The organism is Kribbella sp. NPDC004875, assembly GCF_042873375.1.
Taxonomy (GTDB): domain Bacteria; phylum Actinomycetota; class Actinomycetes; order Propionibacteriales; family Kribbellaceae; genus Kribbella.
In genome coordinates, this window is sequence record NZ_JBIALI010000002.1 from 196,027 (window position 1) to 211,334 (window position 15,308).

General features: G+C 69.1%; 16 protein-coding genes. 14 read left to right on the forward strand and 2 right to left on the reverse strand.

Annotation, left to right across the window (positions count from 1 at the left end; all coding sequences use genetic code 11):
- Both ACFYRH_RS12065 and ACFYRH_RS12070 read right to left on the reverse strand, forming a co-directional pair.
- Positions 1 to 1,239 (reverse strand): glycosyltransferase family 4 protein, encoded by a 1,239-nt coding sequence (locus ACFYRH_RS12065; protein ID WP_387772289.1) that lies wholly within the window; start codon positions 1,237 to 1,239, stop codon positions 1 to 3.
- A complete protein-coding gene (locus tag ACFYRH_RS12070; protein WP_387772292.1) occupies positions 1,236 to 2,558 on the reverse strand; it encodes a UDP-glucose dehydrogenase family protein in 1,323 nt (440 codons plus the stop codon). The genes ACFYRH_RS12065 and ACFYRH_RS12070 overlap by 4 nt, the downstream gene beginning before the upstream one ends.
- A gap of 169 nt (positions 2,559 to 2,727) precedes the next feature.
- On the opposite strand from ACFYRH_RS12070, the gene ACFYRH_RS12075 reads away from it, so the two are divergent.
- From ACFYRH_RS12075 to ACFYRH_RS12140, 14 genes are all read left to right on the forward strand, one after another.
- Positions 2,728 to 3,066, forward strand: coding sequence for a hypothetical protein (locus tag ACFYRH_RS12075; protein ID WP_387772295.1), 339 nt, complete (start codon positions 2,728 to 2,730; stop codon positions 3,064 to 3,066).
- Complete coding sequence (locus ACFYRH_RS12080; protein ID WP_387772297.1) at positions 3,063 to 3,722, forward strand: hypothetical protein; 660 nt, start codon at positions 3,063 to 3,065, stop codon at positions 3,720 to 3,722. Before ACFYRH_RS12075 ends, ACFYRH_RS12080 begins: the two co-directional genes overlap by 4 nt.
- Positions 3,723 to 3,757: 35 nt before the next feature.
- Positions 3,758 to 3,916 carry a hypothetical protein gene (locus ACFYRH_RS12085; protein ID WP_387772299.1) on the forward strand — a complete coding sequence of 53 codons (159 nt, stop codon included), beginning with the start codon at positions 3,758 to 3,760 and terminating at the stop codon, positions 3,914 to 3,916.
- Positions 3,917 to 4,192: 276 nt separating this feature from the next.
- A complete protein-coding gene (locus ACFYRH_RS12090; RefSeq protein WP_387772302.1) occupies positions 4,193 to 5,254 on the forward strand; it encodes an NAD-dependent epimerase/dehydratase family protein in 1,062 nt (353 codons plus the stop codon).
- Positions 5,254 to 6,486, forward strand: a complete 1,233-nt coding sequence (locus ACFYRH_RS12095; protein WP_387772305.1) for a class I SAM-dependent methyltransferase — start codon at positions 5,254 to 5,256, stop codon at positions 6,484 to 6,486. Before ACFYRH_RS12090 ends, ACFYRH_RS12095 begins: the two co-directional genes overlap by 1 nt.
- 25 nt (positions 6,487 to 6,511) lie before the next feature.
- Positions 6,512 to 7,366, forward strand: a complete 855-nt coding sequence (locus ACFYRH_RS12100; protein WP_387772307.1) for a glucose-1-phosphate cytidylyltransferase — start codon at positions 6,512 to 6,514, stop codon at positions 7,364 to 7,366.
- Positions 7,366 to 8,031, forward strand: a complete 666-nt coding sequence (locus ACFYRH_RS12105) for a PIG-L deacetylase family protein (RefSeq protein ID WP_387772310.1) — start codon at positions 7,366 to 7,368, stop codon at positions 8,029 to 8,031. The genes ACFYRH_RS12100 and ACFYRH_RS12105 overlap by 1 nt, the downstream gene beginning before the upstream one ends.
- Entirely contained in the window at positions 8,025 to 9,176 is a 1,152-nt protein-coding gene (locus tag ACFYRH_RS12110; protein WP_387772314.1) for a methyltransferase C-terminal domain-containing protein, read from the forward strand. The genes ACFYRH_RS12105 and ACFYRH_RS12110 overlap by 7 nt, the downstream gene beginning before the upstream one ends.
- The gene (locus ACFYRH_RS12115; RefSeq protein WP_387772317.1) at positions 9,173 to 9,883 is read left to right on the forward strand and encodes a class I SAM-dependent methyltransferase; all 711 of its coding nucleotides are present in this window, start codon (positions 9,173 to 9,175) and stop codon (positions 9,881 to 9,883) included. The genes ACFYRH_RS12110 and ACFYRH_RS12115 overlap by 4 nt, the downstream gene beginning before the upstream one ends.
- Before the next feature lie 2 nt (positions 9,884 to 9,885).
- Positions 9,886 to 11,157 carry a hypothetical protein gene (locus tag ACFYRH_RS12120; RefSeq protein ID WP_387772320.1) on the forward strand — a complete coding sequence of 424 codons (1,272 nt, stop codon included), beginning with the start codon at positions 9,886 to 9,888 and terminating at the stop codon, positions 11,155 to 11,157.
- Positions 11,154 to 12,104 carry a glycosyltransferase family 2 protein gene (locus ACFYRH_RS12125; RefSeq protein ID WP_387772323.1) on the forward strand — a complete coding sequence of 317 codons (951 nt, stop codon included), beginning with the start codon at positions 11,154 to 11,156 and terminating at the stop codon, positions 12,102 to 12,104. The genes ACFYRH_RS12120 and ACFYRH_RS12125 overlap by 4 nt, the downstream gene beginning before the upstream one ends.
- A complete protein-coding gene (locus tag ACFYRH_RS12130; protein ID WP_387772326.1) occupies positions 12,101 to 13,381 on the forward strand; it encodes a polysaccharide pyruvyl transferase family protein in 1,281 nt (426 codons plus the stop codon). The genes ACFYRH_RS12125 and ACFYRH_RS12130 overlap by 4 nt, the downstream gene beginning before the upstream one ends.
- Positions 13,382 to 13,930, forward strand: coding sequence for a dTDP-4-dehydrorhamnose 3,5-epimerase family protein (locus ACFYRH_RS12135; RefSeq protein WP_387772329.1), 549 nt, complete (start codon positions 13,382 to 13,384; stop codon positions 13,928 to 13,930).
- Positions 13,927 to 15,243 carry a glutamate-1-semialdehyde 2,1-aminomutase gene (locus ACFYRH_RS12140; RefSeq protein ID WP_387772332.1) on the forward strand — a complete coding sequence of 439 codons (1,317 nt, stop codon included), beginning with the start codon at positions 13,927 to 13,929 and terminating at the stop codon, positions 15,241 to 15,243. Before ACFYRH_RS12135 ends, ACFYRH_RS12140 begins: the two co-directional genes overlap by 4 nt.
- Positions 15,244 to 15,308: the final 65 nt, after the last annotated feature.

The window sequence follows — 15,308 nt, forward strand, 5'->3', positions numbered from 1 at the left end:
TCAGGACCCCGTCGCGTTCGTCACGCGACCGGCGTCGCTGACGCGGCTGACATATCCGGTGAGCTGGTCGAACACCCCGACGTACGCCTTTTGCTGGTGCTTCCAGGCCAGCACCTGCTCGACCCGCTCACGGCCGAGCCTGGCCATCCGGCGCCGGCGGACCTCGTCGTCGAGCAGTTCGACGATCGCCTCGCCGTACTTCGCGACGTCGTTCGGCTCGACGTACACGGCGGCGTCCGCGGCGGACACCTTGGTCTCGATCAGGTCGAAGGCGACGACCGGGAGCTCGAACGCCATGTACTCCATCGTCTTGTTCATCGTCGAGACGTCGTTCAGCGGATTCTTCGGGTCGGGCGAGAGACCGAGGTCCGCGGTCGACATCACCGCCCGGACGGTCTCGTCCGGGACGCGGCCGGTGAACTCGACGTACTCGCCGAGCAGCAGCTCGTCCCGCAGCGCGACCACGTCGTCGAACGAGTCGCCGCCACCCATCAGGGTGAACGCGATGTCGGTGCGGCCGAGCTTGCGGACGATGTGGTCGGCCGCGCGGACCACGATGTCGACACCGTCCTGCGGACCCATCACGCCGATGTAGGTGACCAGGTACCGGTGGCCGCGGCGGAGCGACTCGTCCGGTGCGCCGCGGCGCAGCTTGTCCGGGTCCGGTCCGGTGCGGACGACGGTCACGTCGTGGTCCGCCTTGCCGCTGCGGGTGATCGCGATCCGGCGGTACGAGTCGTTGGTCGAGGTCACGTGGTCGGCGGTGCGGTGCGTCATCCGCTCGAGAAACCGCAATCCCTTGTACGGAAGGCTTGTCGTAGCGCCGAAGCGGGACTGGAACAGCTCGGGGCACAGGTCGTGGTGGTCGAACACGAACTTCGTCCCGTCGAGGCGGCGCAGCAGCATCGCGATCGGCCAGAAGATGTCCGGCGGGTTGCAGGCCTGCAGCACCTGGAACTTGCCGGCTCTGCGGGCCCGGAAGACCAGCCGGAGCGTCATCAGGAACGAGTACGCGTACTCCCAGACGAAGCTGAGCTTGCTGCCACCCGGCGCGTACGCCTTGTACTTGTGCACGGTCACGCCGTCGATCACCTGGTACGACGGGTCGCCCGGGCCCTTCGGGCAGACGACGGTCACGTCGTACCCGGACGCCACCAGGGCCTGGCACTCCAGCCAGACCCTGCGGTCGAACGGCACCCAGAGGTTCTGGATGATGATCAGCACGCGTGGGCCGGTCACCAGCCCACTCCTTCGTATCCGGGCAGCGCCTCGACCTCGCCACCGAGCCTGCCGGTGAGGTCGATGGTGCGCGCCGGCGGCGTCGTCAGGAGCGCGTCGATCGCGGCGTTGTCGGTCGCGGAGACGATCGCCAGGTCGGCGCCGTCCAGGGCCGCGGCCGGGTCGGCGGTCAGCAGCTTCTGCAGGTGCGGCAGCTTGGACTGCACGTGCCGCAGGTTCGCGCCGACCAGGCGGTCGGGATTCACGATGGCGTCATAGATCCGCAGGTTGTAGCCCTTGCCGATCAGGCGTTCGGCGAGCTCGACGTTCGGGCTCTCGCGGAGGTCGTCGGTGGCGTGCTTGAAGCTCAGGCCGAGCAGCGCGATCTCGCGGCCGGGGCCGGCGATCACGCGGTCCACGACGTCGCGGACCGAGCGCTCGTTGGTGGCCAGCGTGCCGGCCAGCAACGGCAGCTCGGTGTCGTGCATCCGGGCCAGGTGCAGCACCGACCGCAGGTCCTTCGGCAGGCAGGAGCCGCCGAACGCGAATCCGGGTTTCAGGTAGTACGGCGAGATGTTCAGGCTGGTGTCCTGGACGAAGATCTTCATCACCTCGCGCGAGTCCACCGCGAAGTGCCGGAAGATCCGGCCCATCTCGTTGGCGAACGAGACCTTGGTGGCGTGGAACGCGTTGCAGGCGTACTTGAGTGCCTCCGCCGTCCGTACGTCGACGACCTGGACCTCTTTGCCGATGAAGCCGAACAGTTCGGTCAGCGCCTTGCCGACCTTCGGGTCGCGCGTGCCGACGACCACGAACGGCGGCTCGTAGAAGTCCGCGAGCCCGGATCCCTCCCGCAGGAACTCGGGCGTCATCGCCGTACCGAAGGTGAGGCCGTCGGGTGCCGGGACCTCGGCGAGCACCTGCTCGACGACCTCGTCGACGGTGCCCGGCGGGACGGTGCTCCGGACCACGATGCTGTGGAACCCGGACTCCGGCCGGACCACCACCTGCGCGGCCTCGGCGATGTCGCGGACGGCGCGTCTGATGTACGTCAGGTCGGTGCTGCCCGCCGGCGTGGACGGCGTACCGACGCAGATCAGCGAGACATCGGCGCCCTCGAGCGCGAGCCGCGGATCGGTGGTCGCGTGCAGCAGCCCCGCGGTCGCCCCCGCCGCCACCAGCTCGTCCAGGCCTGGTTCGACGACCGGGCTGTGTCCCTGGGTGATCGGCTCGACCTTCGCCGTGTCGACATCGACCCCCCACACGTCATGCCCAGCCGCGGCCAGACAAGCAGCCGTCACCGACCCCACATACCCCAAGCCGAATACGGCAACCTTCATAACGCCCCCCACAGGCTCATGACGTGGCTCTCCCACGTACCGCAGCGCCATTGAGAGCAAGGTCCCGCCCACGCTGATACAAGCCTGTGCAAATCTCCCCGCAGAAAATCTGCCCAGAAAGTATCCTGAGTCACGGAACGTGAACGCGCCCGCGGACATCGGAGTGATCATGGAAGCCCAGTTCAAGCTGCCGAACGGTGACACCCTGCACGTCATCGACACCGCCACCGTCGGTCAGAGCCTGAGCAGAATCCTGCAACTCTTCCGCACCGGCGAAACCGAACCGGTCTTCTTCGGCGACGACCCCCGCCCCGAGGGCGTGGTCATTTCCTTTGACCAGTGGGCCGAGTACGAGCGCCTGAAGGAAGACGCCGAGTCCGACCGCAAGCTGGAAGACCTCACCCGCGAACGCCTCGCGAACGCCCGCCCGGAGGACTACGTGCCGTACGACGACATGCTGAAGGAGTGGGGCCTGGACGAGTCCGACGGTGGCGGTGACAAGCGGTGAATTACCGCCTGACCGTTCACCCGGAGTTGCGGCAGGAGGTCAACAAGCTCTACGCGGCCTGGAAGCAGGATCCGAACAGTGCCGCCGGCAGGGAGTTCGCAGCCTTCCGGGAAGGGATGGAGGCGCTCCGTGACGGTCGCGAGGGCGATTACATCGGCAAGCAGTTGAGCTACGGCCCGTCGTCGCACGACCTGCGGGACGCGGCCGAGATCAAGGTCGACGTCTTCGACGAAGGGGGTACGGCGGCGCGCCCGCGCCCGTCGCACCGGATGGTCTATCGGGAGTTCGATCCGCTGCCGAAGATCGAGGACGGTCGCGTGGTGCGGGACCCGAACGCACAACCCGTCCGGCAGATTGTGGCGTACAACCATCGCAGCATGGACCCGGCGGCAATCGCGGGTGAGCGTCTCGGGCGGCGACGGGGCATGCAGGAGCCCAGTCTCCACGGCCTGAGCGGCGGCGGTCGCCCGAGCGTCGGACCGCAGCGCCCGGGCGTTCAGACGACCCCACACCGCCAGCCGATGCCCCAGGACGTTCTCCAACAGATCCTCCGCGACAGCCCGCCCGCCGGTACGGCGCCACCCCCGGCCGCCGCGCCGCAGGCGAACGTGAACCGGCCCTCCGGCCCCGGCGCCACCCGGTCGAAGGAACGCTGAGCGTCCGGGCGAGAAAGTAGCCTGGAGCACGGAACGTGTCCGGCTCATCTCTTCCGCACCGGCGAAACCGAACCGGTCTCTTCGGCGACGCCTGCCCGGAGGACTGGGTGCCGTTCGAGGACGCGGCGCCCGAGGGCGGCTGGGACCTCGACGTCCCGCCGCACGAGCCGCCGGCTGACCCGGACAAGCGGTGACCACCAGCCAGGCACCCGGCCAGGCGTTCACCCCTGATGTTGTCCCTGAGCAGTTGGTATGCCGCGTGGGAACGGACCATTTCTGAGGTGAACCACCCAAACGGCGCCGGGACGGCGCGTGCAGAGCCCGCCCGCGGGGCCGGGGCCTCGCGGGCCACGGAACGCTGAGGGGTGTCCCGATTCCCCGGCGATTGAATTTTGATTCGCTGTATCAGGGGTCGGTCCCGGTGATCTGTATTGGTCGACAGGGGCTGTGCCGGGGTGAGGGGATGTCGGATGAGGGTTCTGGTCACTGGGGATCGGGGATATATCGGGGCCGTCATGGTTCCGTTCCTGCGGGCCGCCGGGCATCAGGTGGACGGGCTGGACACGGGGCTGTACGAAGGGTGCGACCTCCTGGGGGGACCGGAGCCGATCGGGCCGCGGGTGCCGCGGGACATGCGGGACGTGACCGCGGCGGAACTGTCCGGGTACGACGCGGTGGTGTGTCTCGCCGCGCTGTCCAACGACCCACTCGGCAACCTCGACAAGCAGGCGACGTACTCCGTCAACCTCGACGGCACCCTGAACGTCGCCCGGGCCGCGAAGGACGCCGGCGTGCAGCGGTTCCTGTTCGCGTCCTCCTGCAGCCTGTACGGCGCGGCGGGGTCGGAGGCGGTCGCCGAGGACGCCGAGATGTTCCCGGTGACGCCGTACGGCGAGACGAAGGCGCTCGCCGAGCAGGAGCTGTCGAAGCTCGCCGACGACACGTTCAGTCCGACGTACCTGCGGAACGCGACCGCGTACGGCGCCTCGACCCGGCTGCGGCTCGACATCGTCGTCAACAACCTGACCGCGATCGCGATGACGTCCGGCCAGGTCCGGCTGGAGAGCGACGGTACCCCGTGGCGCCCGCTGGTGCACATCGAGGACATCAGCCGCGCGTTCCTGACCGTGCTCGAATCGCCACGCGAGGTGATCCACGACGAGGCCTTCAACGTCGGCCGCTCCGAGGACGTGGTCCAGGTCCGCGACATCGCCGAGATGGTCCGCGAGGCGGTGCCCGGTTCGACGCTGTCGATCGCCGACGGCGCCGGCCCGGACCTGCGCAACTACAAGGTCGACTTCGGCAAGCTCAACGACACGTTCCCGGACCTGAAGCTGCAGTGGACGGTCCGCAAGGGCGTCGACGAGTTGTACGGCGCCTACCAGCGGCACGGCCTCACGCTCGACGACTTCAACTCCGCGCAGTTCGTGCGGTTGCGCCGGATCCAGCAGCTGCTCGGTGCGGGCCTGGTCGACGACCAGTTGCGCCGCCAGACCGACGCGCAGTTCCCGGGCCCGAAGGAGATGAACTGATGGCGGACTCACCTGCCTGCCGCATCTGCGGCCACGCCCTGACCACCACGTTCGTCGACCTCGGCATGTCGCCGCCGTGCGAGAGCTACCTGCGCGCGGACCAGCTCGACAGCGGTGAGACGTTCTACCCGCTGCACGTGCGGATCTGCGACAACTGCCTGCTGGTCCAGCTCCCGGCGTACGTCGCCGCGGATGACGTGTTCAGCGACTACCTGTACTTCTCGTCGTACTCGACCAGCTGGGTGGAACACGCCCGCCGCTTCGTCGTCGACATGCAGGAGCGTCTCGATCTCGGCGCGGAGAGCCTCATCGTCGAGGCCGCGAGCAACGACGGCTACCTGCTCCAGCACGCGACCGCGCTCGGCATCCCGGTGCTCGGCATCGAGCCGGCCGCGAACATCGCCGCGATCGCGAACGAGAAGGGCATCCGGACCGAGAGCTACTTCCTCGGCGAGGAGACCGGCAAGGACGCGGCGCGCCGGCACGGGCAGGCGGACCTTGTCGTCGGCAACAACGTGTTCGCGCACGTGCCGGACATCGTCGACTTCGCGAAGGGCCTGCGGGCGCTGGTGAAGGACGACGGTCTGGTGTCGCTGGAGTTCCCGCACCTGCTGCGGCTGATCGAGCGTCGCCAGTACGACACGATCTACCACGAGCACTACCAGTACCTGACGCTGAAGACCGCCGCGCTCGCGTTGGAGAAGGCCGGTCTGAAGGTCGTCGACGTCCAGGAGCTGGCCAGCCACGGGGGATCGCTGCGCCTGTTCAGTACTCCGGTCGAGACAGCTGGTGAGCCGACCGAGCTCGTCGGCAAGGTGCTGCAGGACGAGAAGGACGCCGGCCTGCACACCGTCGAGGGCCATCTGGGGTTCGCCGGCGAGGTCTTCACGATCAAGTCGGACCTGCTGGAGTTCCTGGTCCAGGCCCGCCGCGACGGCAAGTCGGTCGCCGGGTACGGCGCCCCCGGCAAGGGCAACACGCTGCTGAACCACTGCGGCATCCGCGAGGACCTGCTGCCGTACACGGTGGACCGCAGTCCGCACAAGCACGGGATGTTCCTGCCCGGCACGCACATCCCGATCTTCGCGCCGGAGCGCCTGGCCGAGACGCGCCCCGACTACATCGTGATCCTGCCGTGGAACCTGCGCGCGGAGATCGTCCACCAGCTCGGCTACGCACGGGAGTGGGGCGCGCGGTTCGTCGTACCCATCCCGCGCCTCGAAGTGATCTGAAACGCGTTGGGGGGAAGGAAGTCAGATGAAGGTCGTGATCTTCTGCGGGGGGTTCGGGCTGCGGATGCGCAGCGGGGTGGACTCCGCGCCGAAACCGATGATGACGATCGGCGACCGGCCGGTCCTGTGGCACGTGATGCGGTACTACGCGCATTTCGGGCACACCGAGTTCATTCTGTGTCTGGGCTTCGGCGGGTCCGCGGTCAAGGAGTACTTCCTGCGCTACGAGGAGACCGTGTCCAACGACTTCGTGATGACGAAGGGCGGGCAGCGGATCGAACTGCTCGACTCCGACATCAGCGAGTGGAAGATCACCTTCGTCGACACCGGGATCGACACCAGCATCGGTGAGCGGCTGCGCCGGATCCGGCCGTACCTGGAGGACGACGACGCGTTCCTGGCGAACTACGGCGACGTCCTGACCGACGCGCCGATGGACAAGATCGTCGACCACGTGATGACCAGCGACATCACCGCCAGCCTGCTCGCGGTCCCGCCGCAGGCGTCGTTCCACGTCGTCGAGTTCGGCACCGACTCGCGGATCACCGGGCTGCGGTCGGCGGCCGACCTGAACGTCTGGATCAACGGCGGGTACTTCGTGATCAAGAAGGACATCTTCGACGTCCTGCACGAGGACGAGGACCTGGTCGGGGACGCGTTCCCGCGGCTGGCCGCGATGAGCAAGCTGGAGGCGATCCCGCACCACGGGTTCTGGGCGCCGATGGACACGCTGAAGGAGCGCAGCCAGCTCGAGGAGCTGTACCGGTCCGGGAAGAAGCCGTGGGCGCTGTGGAGTCACGAGGCCCGCGAGCAGCAGAGCCGGGTGCTGGACAAAGCACCCGTCGTCAGCACCGGTGACCCGATCGTGGTGGCGATCTGATGCTCCCGTTCGAGCTCGGCCTGATCGACGGGCCGGTCCATCTGGTGGCCGTGGGCGCCCATCCGGACGACATCGAGATCGGCTGCGGCGGCACGCTGCTGAAGCTGGCCGAGTCGGTGCCGGAGCTGTCCGCCGAGTTCGTGATCGCGACCGGTACACCGCACCGTCACGAGGAGGCCCGCCGCGCGGCGGAGCTGTTCCTGCCCGACTGCGAGGTGACCGTGACCACGGCCGAACTGCCGGACGGCCGGCTGCCGGCGTTCTGGAACGAGACCAAGGAGTTGCTCGAGGCAACGGCTCGCGGCGCGCTGTCCGACGGCGGCCGGCGGCCGGACCTGGTCCTGGCGCCGAGCCGCACCGACGCGCACCAGGACCATCGCCTGATCGCCGAGCTGGCGCCGACGGTGTGGCGTGACCACCTGGTGCTGCACTACGAGATCCCGAAGTGGGACGGCGACGTCAGCCGGCCGTGGCTGTACGTCGAACTGTCCGAGGAGCAGCTGCGGGAGAAGATCGCGCTGCTGCACAAGGCGTACCCGTCCCAGGTCCCGCACGACTGGTTCGACGAAGAGGTGTTCGCCGGGCTGGCCCGGATCCGCGGGATGGAGTGCCGGGCGCGGTACGCCGAAGCGTTCACCACGGCCAAAGCAACTCTCACATGGTGAAGGGGGAGGCCGTGGCCTTCAGGTGTCGTGGGTGCGCGGGGGAGAACGTCGTACCCGTGGTGGATCTGGGGGCGCAGCCGTGTGCGGACTACTTTCCGGCCGCGGACGCTCCCGGTCCCGATCCGCGCTGGCCGCTGGAGCTGTGGCTGTGCCGGGACTGCACGCTGGTGCAGCTGGGGCCGGTCGAGGCGCAGGTGGCGGAGGAGCCGCTGGCCGTGGAGTCGGCGACCAGCCGCGCGCACGCCGAGACGTCGGTCAAGGAGATCCTCGGCGACTACCCGGAGCTGAGTGGCGGGACGGTCTTCGAGTTCGGCAGTCCGCACGGCGGGTCCTGGCTCGACCACCTGTACGCCGCGGACTGCAGGCTCGCGGGTGACGGCGAGACCGCGAACCTGGTCGTCGACGTCCACGGCATCGTGCACGAGCCGCAGTACGGCGACAGTCTGCAGCTGCGGGCCGAGCGGCTCGCGCCGGGCGGGCTGCTGGTGATGGAGTTCCATCACCTGCTGCCGCTGTTCGTGGGCAACCAGTTCGACACCATCCGGCACGGCCACTGGGCGTACGTGTCACTGCGCGCGCTGCGGAACGTCGCCGCGCTGCACGGCCTGGCAGTCGAGTCGGTCAGGCAGGTGGACATGTTCGGCGGCAGTCTGATGGTGATGCTCCGGCACGCCGCGGACGCGAAGCCGGATGCGTCGATCGCCGTACTGCTGGAGGACGAGGACGCGGCCGGCATCGCCGACGAAGTACAGCTCGGCAGTCTGCAGGAAGCGGCCTGGCACGCGGCCGGCGCGCTGCACGACGAGCTCGCCCGTCACAAGGCCGCCGGGCGGACAGTGCTCGGGTACGGCGCCCCGTCGAAGGCGCCAGTGCTCCTCGACCTGAGCAGAGTCACGACCGACCTGCTGCCGTTCACCGTGGACATGGCTCCCGGAAAACACGGCCGCCGGATCCCCGGTGGCTGCCTGGTGCCGATCCGTCCGATCGCTGAACTGAAGGCCGCGCGACCGGACGTCGTCCTTGTTCTGACCTGGGACATCGCCGACGAGGTGATCGCCCAACTCGAGTCCGACGGCGGCTGGGGTACGTCGTACCTGGTCCCGCTCCCCGAGCCGCACGAGAGGGAAAGGCGGGAGGCACGATGAAGGATCGTCTGGCCGCACTGGCCGGCAAGGCGCGGACCGCGGTCGCGCAGGTCCAGGTGGCGCACCGGCTGCGGTGGCGGGTCACCTCGCGCGAGGCGTTGTTCACGCAGGTGTACGAGTCGGCCGGGTGGGCCAGCGAAGAATCGGGCTCCGGCACCGGGTCCGAGCTGCGCGCCACCGTCGACATCCGCGAGAAGCTGCCCGACCTGCTGAAGCGCCTGCGCGCCGACTCGTTGCTCGACGCACCGTGTGGCGACCTGAACTGGATGCGGCGGATCGATCTCCCGGTCCGCAGGTACTACGGCGTGGACATCGTGCCGAGCGTGATCGAGGAGAACCAGAAGCAGTTCGCCGACGAGCACCGGCAGTTCCAGGTCGCCGACCTGACCCGTGCCGAGCTGCCGCGGGCCGACGTGATCCTGTGCCGGGACTGCCTCGTGCACGTCTCGTTCCACGACGCGGCGCGGATGCTGGAGAACTTCCGCGCCACCGGTGCGAACTGGCTGCTGGTCAACACCTATCCGGAAATCCAGCACAACCGGAACCAGTTCACCGGGCGGAACTGGCGGCGGCTGAACCTCCGGCTGCCACCCTTCGACTTCCCGGAGCCGGTGGAGTCCTTCGCCGACGGCGGCGACGTCGACCCGAGCCGGCTCGGCCTCTGGAAGCTGCAGGAACTCCCCGCTGTGCGTGAATCGAGGTCCTGAGCATGCATGGTGTCCTCCGACGGCTCACCTGGGGACTGGCCGACCAGGCGGTGACCAGCCTGGTCAGCTTCGTCGTGGGCATCGTCGTCGCCCGGTCGCTCGGCGCGCTGGAGTTCGGCGCGTTCAGCCTGGCCTGGGTGACGTACGGCGTCGTGGTGAACATCTCGCGTGGCCTCGCGACCGATCCGCTCGCGGTGCGGTTCAGCGGTGTCGAGCACCCGACCTGGCGGACCGCGGTCGCGAAGTCGTCCGGGATGGCGATCGTGGTGGGCGTCCTGACCGGGGTGATCTGCGCGATCGTCGGACTGGCGCTCGGGGGCCGGACCGGATCGGCTTTCGTTGCCCTGGGCATCGTGCTGCCGGGCCTGATGTTGCAGGACAGCTGGCGGTTCGCGTTCTTCGCCTCCGGCCAGGGTGGCAAGGCGTTCGTCAGTGACATCACCTGGGCACTCGCACTGGTTCCGTTGCTGTACCTCGCTTCGCACGATGCGAGCGTGACGAGATTCGTGCTGGCCTGGGGCGGCGCCGGCGTCTTCGCCGCCCTGGTCAGCGGTTTCCAGGCAGGGGTGTTGCCGCGGGTGAATCAGGCGATCCACTGGTTGCGCGACCATCGCGATCTCGGCCTGCGGTACCTGACCGAGAACGTGACGTTGAGCGGCGCGTACCAGCTCCGGATGTACGGCCTCGGCGCGTTCGCCGGTGTCGCTTCCGTCGGTACGGTGCGCGGCGCCGAGATGCTGCTCGGCCCGTTCTTCATCGTGCTGTCCGGCGTCGGCCTGGTCGCCGTACCGGAAGCCGCCCGGGTACTGCGGCGTTCGGTGCGGGCGTTGCCGATCTTCTGCCTGCTGCTCGGTGGCGCGCAGGCGGTCGCCGCGCTGGCGTGGGGCATGCTGCTGTTGTTCGCGCTGCCCGACAAGTGGGGGCACGCGCTGCTCGGCGAGGTCTGGCTGACCGCGTCCGCGCTGGTGCTGCCGGCCACGTTGTCGGTGGCCTGGGCCGGGTTCAACACCGGCGCGGCGGCCGGGTTGCGGGCGCTCGGGGTCGCGCGGCGCAGCCTGAAGGCCCAGCTCTGCGCGTCCTCGTTCTACCTGGTCGGCGGCGTCACCGGCGGCATCGTCGGCGGCGCGCTCGGATCGGCCTGGGGTGCCGCGTGCGCGACGTTCTCGGCCTCGTTCGTCTGGTGGTTCACGTTGCGCGCCGGGATCCGCGAGCGCAAACACCTGGAAGCAGAGCTCGACACGGTGCAGGAGATGCCGGAAATGAGGAGCACATGAACGCGGTACCGCGGCTGACCGTCGGACTCCCGGTGTACAACGGCGAGAAGTACCTCACGGAGTCCCTGGACGCCTTGCTCGGGCAGAGCTACGGCGACTACCGGCTGATCATCTCCGACAACGCCTCGACCGACGCGACCGAGGAGATCTGCCGGGAGTACCAGCGCACCGACCCGCGGATCTCGTACTTCCGCCAGCCGGTGAACATCGGCGCGACCCCGAACCACAACTGGTGTTTCGAGCACTCCGGCACCGAGCTGTTCAAGTGGGCGTCGTACGACGACCTGTACGGCAAGGAGCTGTTGGGGCGCTGTATCGAGGCGCTCGACGCCGACCCGTACCTGGTCCTCGCGCACGCCTACCAGGCGATCATCGACGGCAACGGCGACATCGTGCTCGAGGTCGACTACCCGCTCGACACCGCGAACCCGCACGCACCGGACCGGTTCCGCAGCCTGTTGTTCGACGTCGGCGGTGACGACTTCTACGGCGTGATGCGGTCGGACATCCTGCGCCGGACGCCGCTGAACGGCAGTTACCACCACTCGGACCGCACGATCATGGCCGAGCTGGCGCTGTACGGGCGGTTCCACCAGGTGCCGGAGCTGCTGTTCTTCCGCCGCGACCACCCGGACCGCGCCGAGCGGGCGAAGCCGACGATCCGGTCCCGGTCGGCGAACATGGAGCCGCGCCGGGCGAGCCGGCTGCGGCATCCGACGGTCCGCCTCGTCACCGAGTACGTGAACGGTTTCGTCGGCGGCATCCGCCGGGCTCCGCTCTCGTCGTCGGACCGCCGGGAGTGCTACGGCCACCTGGCGCGCTGGATGGCCAGTCGCGCGGTCCGCCGGTCCACGGGCCGGATCGAGGACAGCAAGCCGGCCACGCCGCCGACCAGGATCCCCGAGAGTTCAGGTGTGGTTCGTCAGCAGGAGGTCTCGCACGAATGAGCGCCTTGGGTGCGTCACCACGAATCGCGTTCTTCGGTCTGCTGGGTTCCGGGAACCTCGGCAACCACGGGTCGTTCGACGCGATGCTGGCCTACGTCCGCAGCCGGCACCCGGAAGCCGGGATCAGCTGCATCTGCGCCGGTCCGGAGGAGATCGAGCGGCAGTACGGCATCCCGTCGGTCGCGATCACCTGGTTCCAGGAGCACGGCCCCGGCCGGTCGCGGATCGAGACGGTGATCAGGAAGACCTTCGGCAAGGTGGCCGACCTGGGCCGGATGCCGCGTCTGGTCCGCAAGTACGACATCATCATCGTGCCCGGTATGGGGGTCCTCGAGACCACGATGGAGGTCCGCCCGTGGGGCTGGCCGTACGCGTTGTTCCTGATGGTGCTGTGTGCCCGCCTGGCCGGGGTGCGGACCGCGCTCGTCAACGTCGGCGCCAACGCCGCGCGGGAGCGGTCGCTGCGCCTGCTCTACACATGGACGGCGCGACTGGCGTCGTACCGCTCCTACCGGGACGAGTACTCGCGGGACGCGATGCGGGCGATGGGCCTCGACACCAGCCGCGACCCCCGCCAGGACAAGGTCTACCCGGACCTCGCGTTCGCACTGCCGAAGCCGCCGGTGCCGGAGGCTGACGAATCGGCACCGCGCACGGTGCGCACTGTGGGTCTGGGCGTGATGGCGTACCGCGGCACCAACGCCGATCGGGACCGCTCCGAGGACATCTACGCGACGTACACCGCCAAGATCGTCGAGTTCGCGCGCTGGCTCGTCGACGAGGGGTACCGGATCCGCCTCGTCACCGGCGACCCGAGCGACCAGACAGTGGTCGACGCCGTGTACGACGACCTGCGCAAGAGCCGGCCCGACCTCGTCGACGAACGGTTCTTCAACGAGCCGGCCGAGACGCTCGGCGGGCTGCTGGAGCAACTGGCCGGCGTCGACCTGGTCGTCGCGTCGCGGTACCACAACGTGGTGTCGGCGCTGATGCTGTCGAAGCCGACGATCTCGATCAGCTACGGGACGAAGAGCGACTCGTTGATGGAGGACATGCGGCTCGCCGAGTTCCGGCAGCCGATCCAGGGGCTCGACGTCGACCGGCTGATCGACCAGTTCCGCGCGCTCGAGTCGCGGGCGGCGAGTGTCGTCCCGGCGATGCGGGCCCGGAACGCCGAATACGTCGCGGCGCTCGAGGCGCAGTACGACGTACTCTCTGCGGCGTTGTTCGGGGCCGGGCAGGCGCCGCGCGTCGCGAGTACCGAACGGGGGGAGTAGATGGACGTCATCGACGTACCGACGATCGCGGGGGCGCTGCTGTTCCGTCCGGCGCCGCATCGCGACGAGCGCGGGTTCTTCTCGCGCACGTTCGACACCGACATCGTGCGGGCCGCCGGGCTGGACCCGGACGCGTTCGTCCAGGACAGCATCTCCCGCTCCCGGCGGGGCGTGGTGCGCGGGATGCACATCCGCTCCGGCGCGGGCGAGGCGAAGTTGGTGCGGTGCTCGTACGGCGCGGTGTTCGACGTCGTGATCGACCTGCGGCCGGGGTCACCGACGTACCGCAACCGTGAGGTCTTCGACCTGACCGGTGACAACCAGGTGACCGTCTACGTACCGGCCGGCTGCGCGCACGGGTTCCAGGCGCTCACCGAACCCGCGGACGTGTCCTACCGGATCGACCGGGCCCACGACCCGTCCGAGGACGTGTCGATCCGGTACGACGACCCCGACCTGGACATCCCGTGGCCGCTGCCGGTCACGCTGATGTCCGAGCGGGACAAGGCCGCTCCTTCACTCGCGCTGGCGACTGCGAGGCTGACATGACCAAATCCTTCACGAAATCGACGGAGGCCAACAAGCGGCTGCACGACCTCATCCCGGGCGGCGCGCACACCTACGCCAAGGGCGAGGACCAGTACCCGTACGAGATGGCGCCGGTGATCTCGCACGGTGACGGTGCCCACGTCTGGGACGTGGACGGCAACGAGTACATCGAGTACGGCTCCGGCCTGCGCGCGGTGAGTCTCGGCCACCGGCACCCGAAGGTCGTCGAGGCGGTCCGGCGCGAGATCGACCGGGGGAACAACTTCGTCCGGCCGAGCATCGTCGAACTCGAGGCGGCCGAACGGTTCCTCGCCACGGTGCCGACCGCCGACATGGTGAAGTTCGCGAAGAACGGCTCCGACGCCACCACCGCGGCGGTCAAGCTGGCCCGCGCCGTCACCGGCCGCCCGCTGGTCGCGCTCTGCGCCGACCACGCGTTCTTCTCGATCGACGACTGGTTCATCACCCGCACCGCGATGAACGCCGGCATCCCGGACGAGATCGGCGGGCTCACCGTCGGCTTCCCGTACGGCGACCTGGCCGCGACCGAGGAACTGCTGATCCGCAACGAGGGCCAGATCGCCTGCCTGATCCTCGAGGCCGCGACCCAGCACGACCCGCCGGCCGGGTACCTCGAAGGCCTCCGCGACCTCGCCCACCGGTACGGCGCGCTGCTGATCTTCGACGAGATGATCACCGGCTTCCGCTTCTCCGCCGCCGGCGCCCAGGGCCTGTACGGCGTGACGCCCGACCTCTCGACGTTCGGCAAGGCGCTCGGCAACGGCTTCTCGGTGTCGGCTCTGGCGGGCAGGCGCGAGTACATGGAGCGCGGCGGCCTGCGGGACAGCAACGAGCGGGTGTTCGTGCTGTCCACGACGCACGGCGCCGAGACGCACGCGCTCGCGGCGGCGATCGCGGTGCTCGACGTCTACGCCGAGGAGGACATCGCGGCGCGCCTGCACGAGCGCGGCGAGCGGCTGACCAAGGGCGTGCGCGAGGTGGCCGTGGCGGCGGGCGTTCAGGACCACGTCCTGGTCCGCGGCCGCGCGAGCAACCTGGTCTTCGCGACGCTCGACGACGAGCTGCAGCCGTCCCAGCCGTACCGGACGCTGTTCCTGCGCGAGCTGATTCTCGGCGGCGTCATCGGCCCGTCCTTCGTGGTCAGCAGTGCCCTGACCGACGAGGACATCGACAAGACCGTCGCCATCGTCGCCGGCGCCTGCGCGGTGTACCGCAAGGCGCTGGACGCGGGCGACCCGGCACCGTGGCTCGGCGGCCGCCCCGTCAAGCCGGTGTTCCGCCGCTACACCTGAGAACGTCGCGGCCGGGGGGCCGCGCCCGTCGAGGCACTGGCCGCGGCGGAAAGGATCCAAAGGGA

Coding starts and splice junctions, on each gene's coding strand:
- ACFYRH_RS12115 (WP_387772317.1), top strand. CDS start 9,173: ATGAAGGATCGTCTGGCCGCACTGGCCGGCAAGGCGCGGACCGCGGTC.
- ACFYRH_RS12135 (WP_387772329.1), top strand. CDS start 13,382: ATGGACGTCATCGACGTACCGACGATCGCGGGGGCGCTGCTGTTCCGT.
- ACFYRH_RS12120 (WP_387772320.1), top strand. CDS start 9,886: ATGCATGGTGTCCTCCGACGGCTCACCTGGGGACTGGCCGACCAGGCG.
- ACFYRH_RS12110 (WP_387772314.1), top strand. CDS start 8,025: ATGGTGAAGGGGGAGGCCGTGGCCTTCAGGTGTCGTGGGTGCGCGGGG.
- ACFYRH_RS12100 (WP_387772307.1), top strand. CDS start 6,512: ATGAAGGTCGTGATCTTCTGCGGGGGGTTCGGGCTGCGGATGCGCAGC.
- ACFYRH_RS12070 (WP_387772292.1), bottom strand. CDS start 2,558: ATGAAGGTTGCCGTATTCGGCTTGGGGTATGTGGGGTCGGTGACGGCT.
- ACFYRH_RS12130 (WP_387772326.1), top strand. CDS start 12,101: ATGAGCGCCTTGGGTGCGTCACCACGAATCGCGTTCTTCGGTCTGCTG.
- ACFYRH_RS12140 (WP_387772332.1), top strand. CDS start 13,927: ATGACCAAATCCTTCACGAAATCGACGGAGGCCAACAAGCGGCTGCAC.
- ACFYRH_RS12095 (WP_387772305.1), top strand. CDS start 5,254: ATGGCGGACTCACCTGCCTGCCGCATCTGCGGCCACGCCCTGACCACC.
- ACFYRH_RS12090 (WP_387772302.1), top strand. CDS start 4,193: ATGAGGGTTCTGGTCACTGGGGATCGGGGATATATCGGGGCCGTCATG.
- ACFYRH_RS12125 (WP_387772323.1), top strand. CDS start 11,154: ATGAACGCGGTACCGCGGCTGACCGTCGGACTCCCGGTGTACAACGGC.
- ACFYRH_RS12105 (WP_387772310.1), top strand. CDS start 7,366: ATGCTCCCGTTCGAGCTCGGCCTGATCGACGGGCCGGTCCATCTGGTG.
- ACFYRH_RS12075 (WP_387772295.1), top strand. CDS start 2,728: ATGGAAGCCCAGTTCAAGCTGCCGAACGGTGACACCCTGCACGTCATC.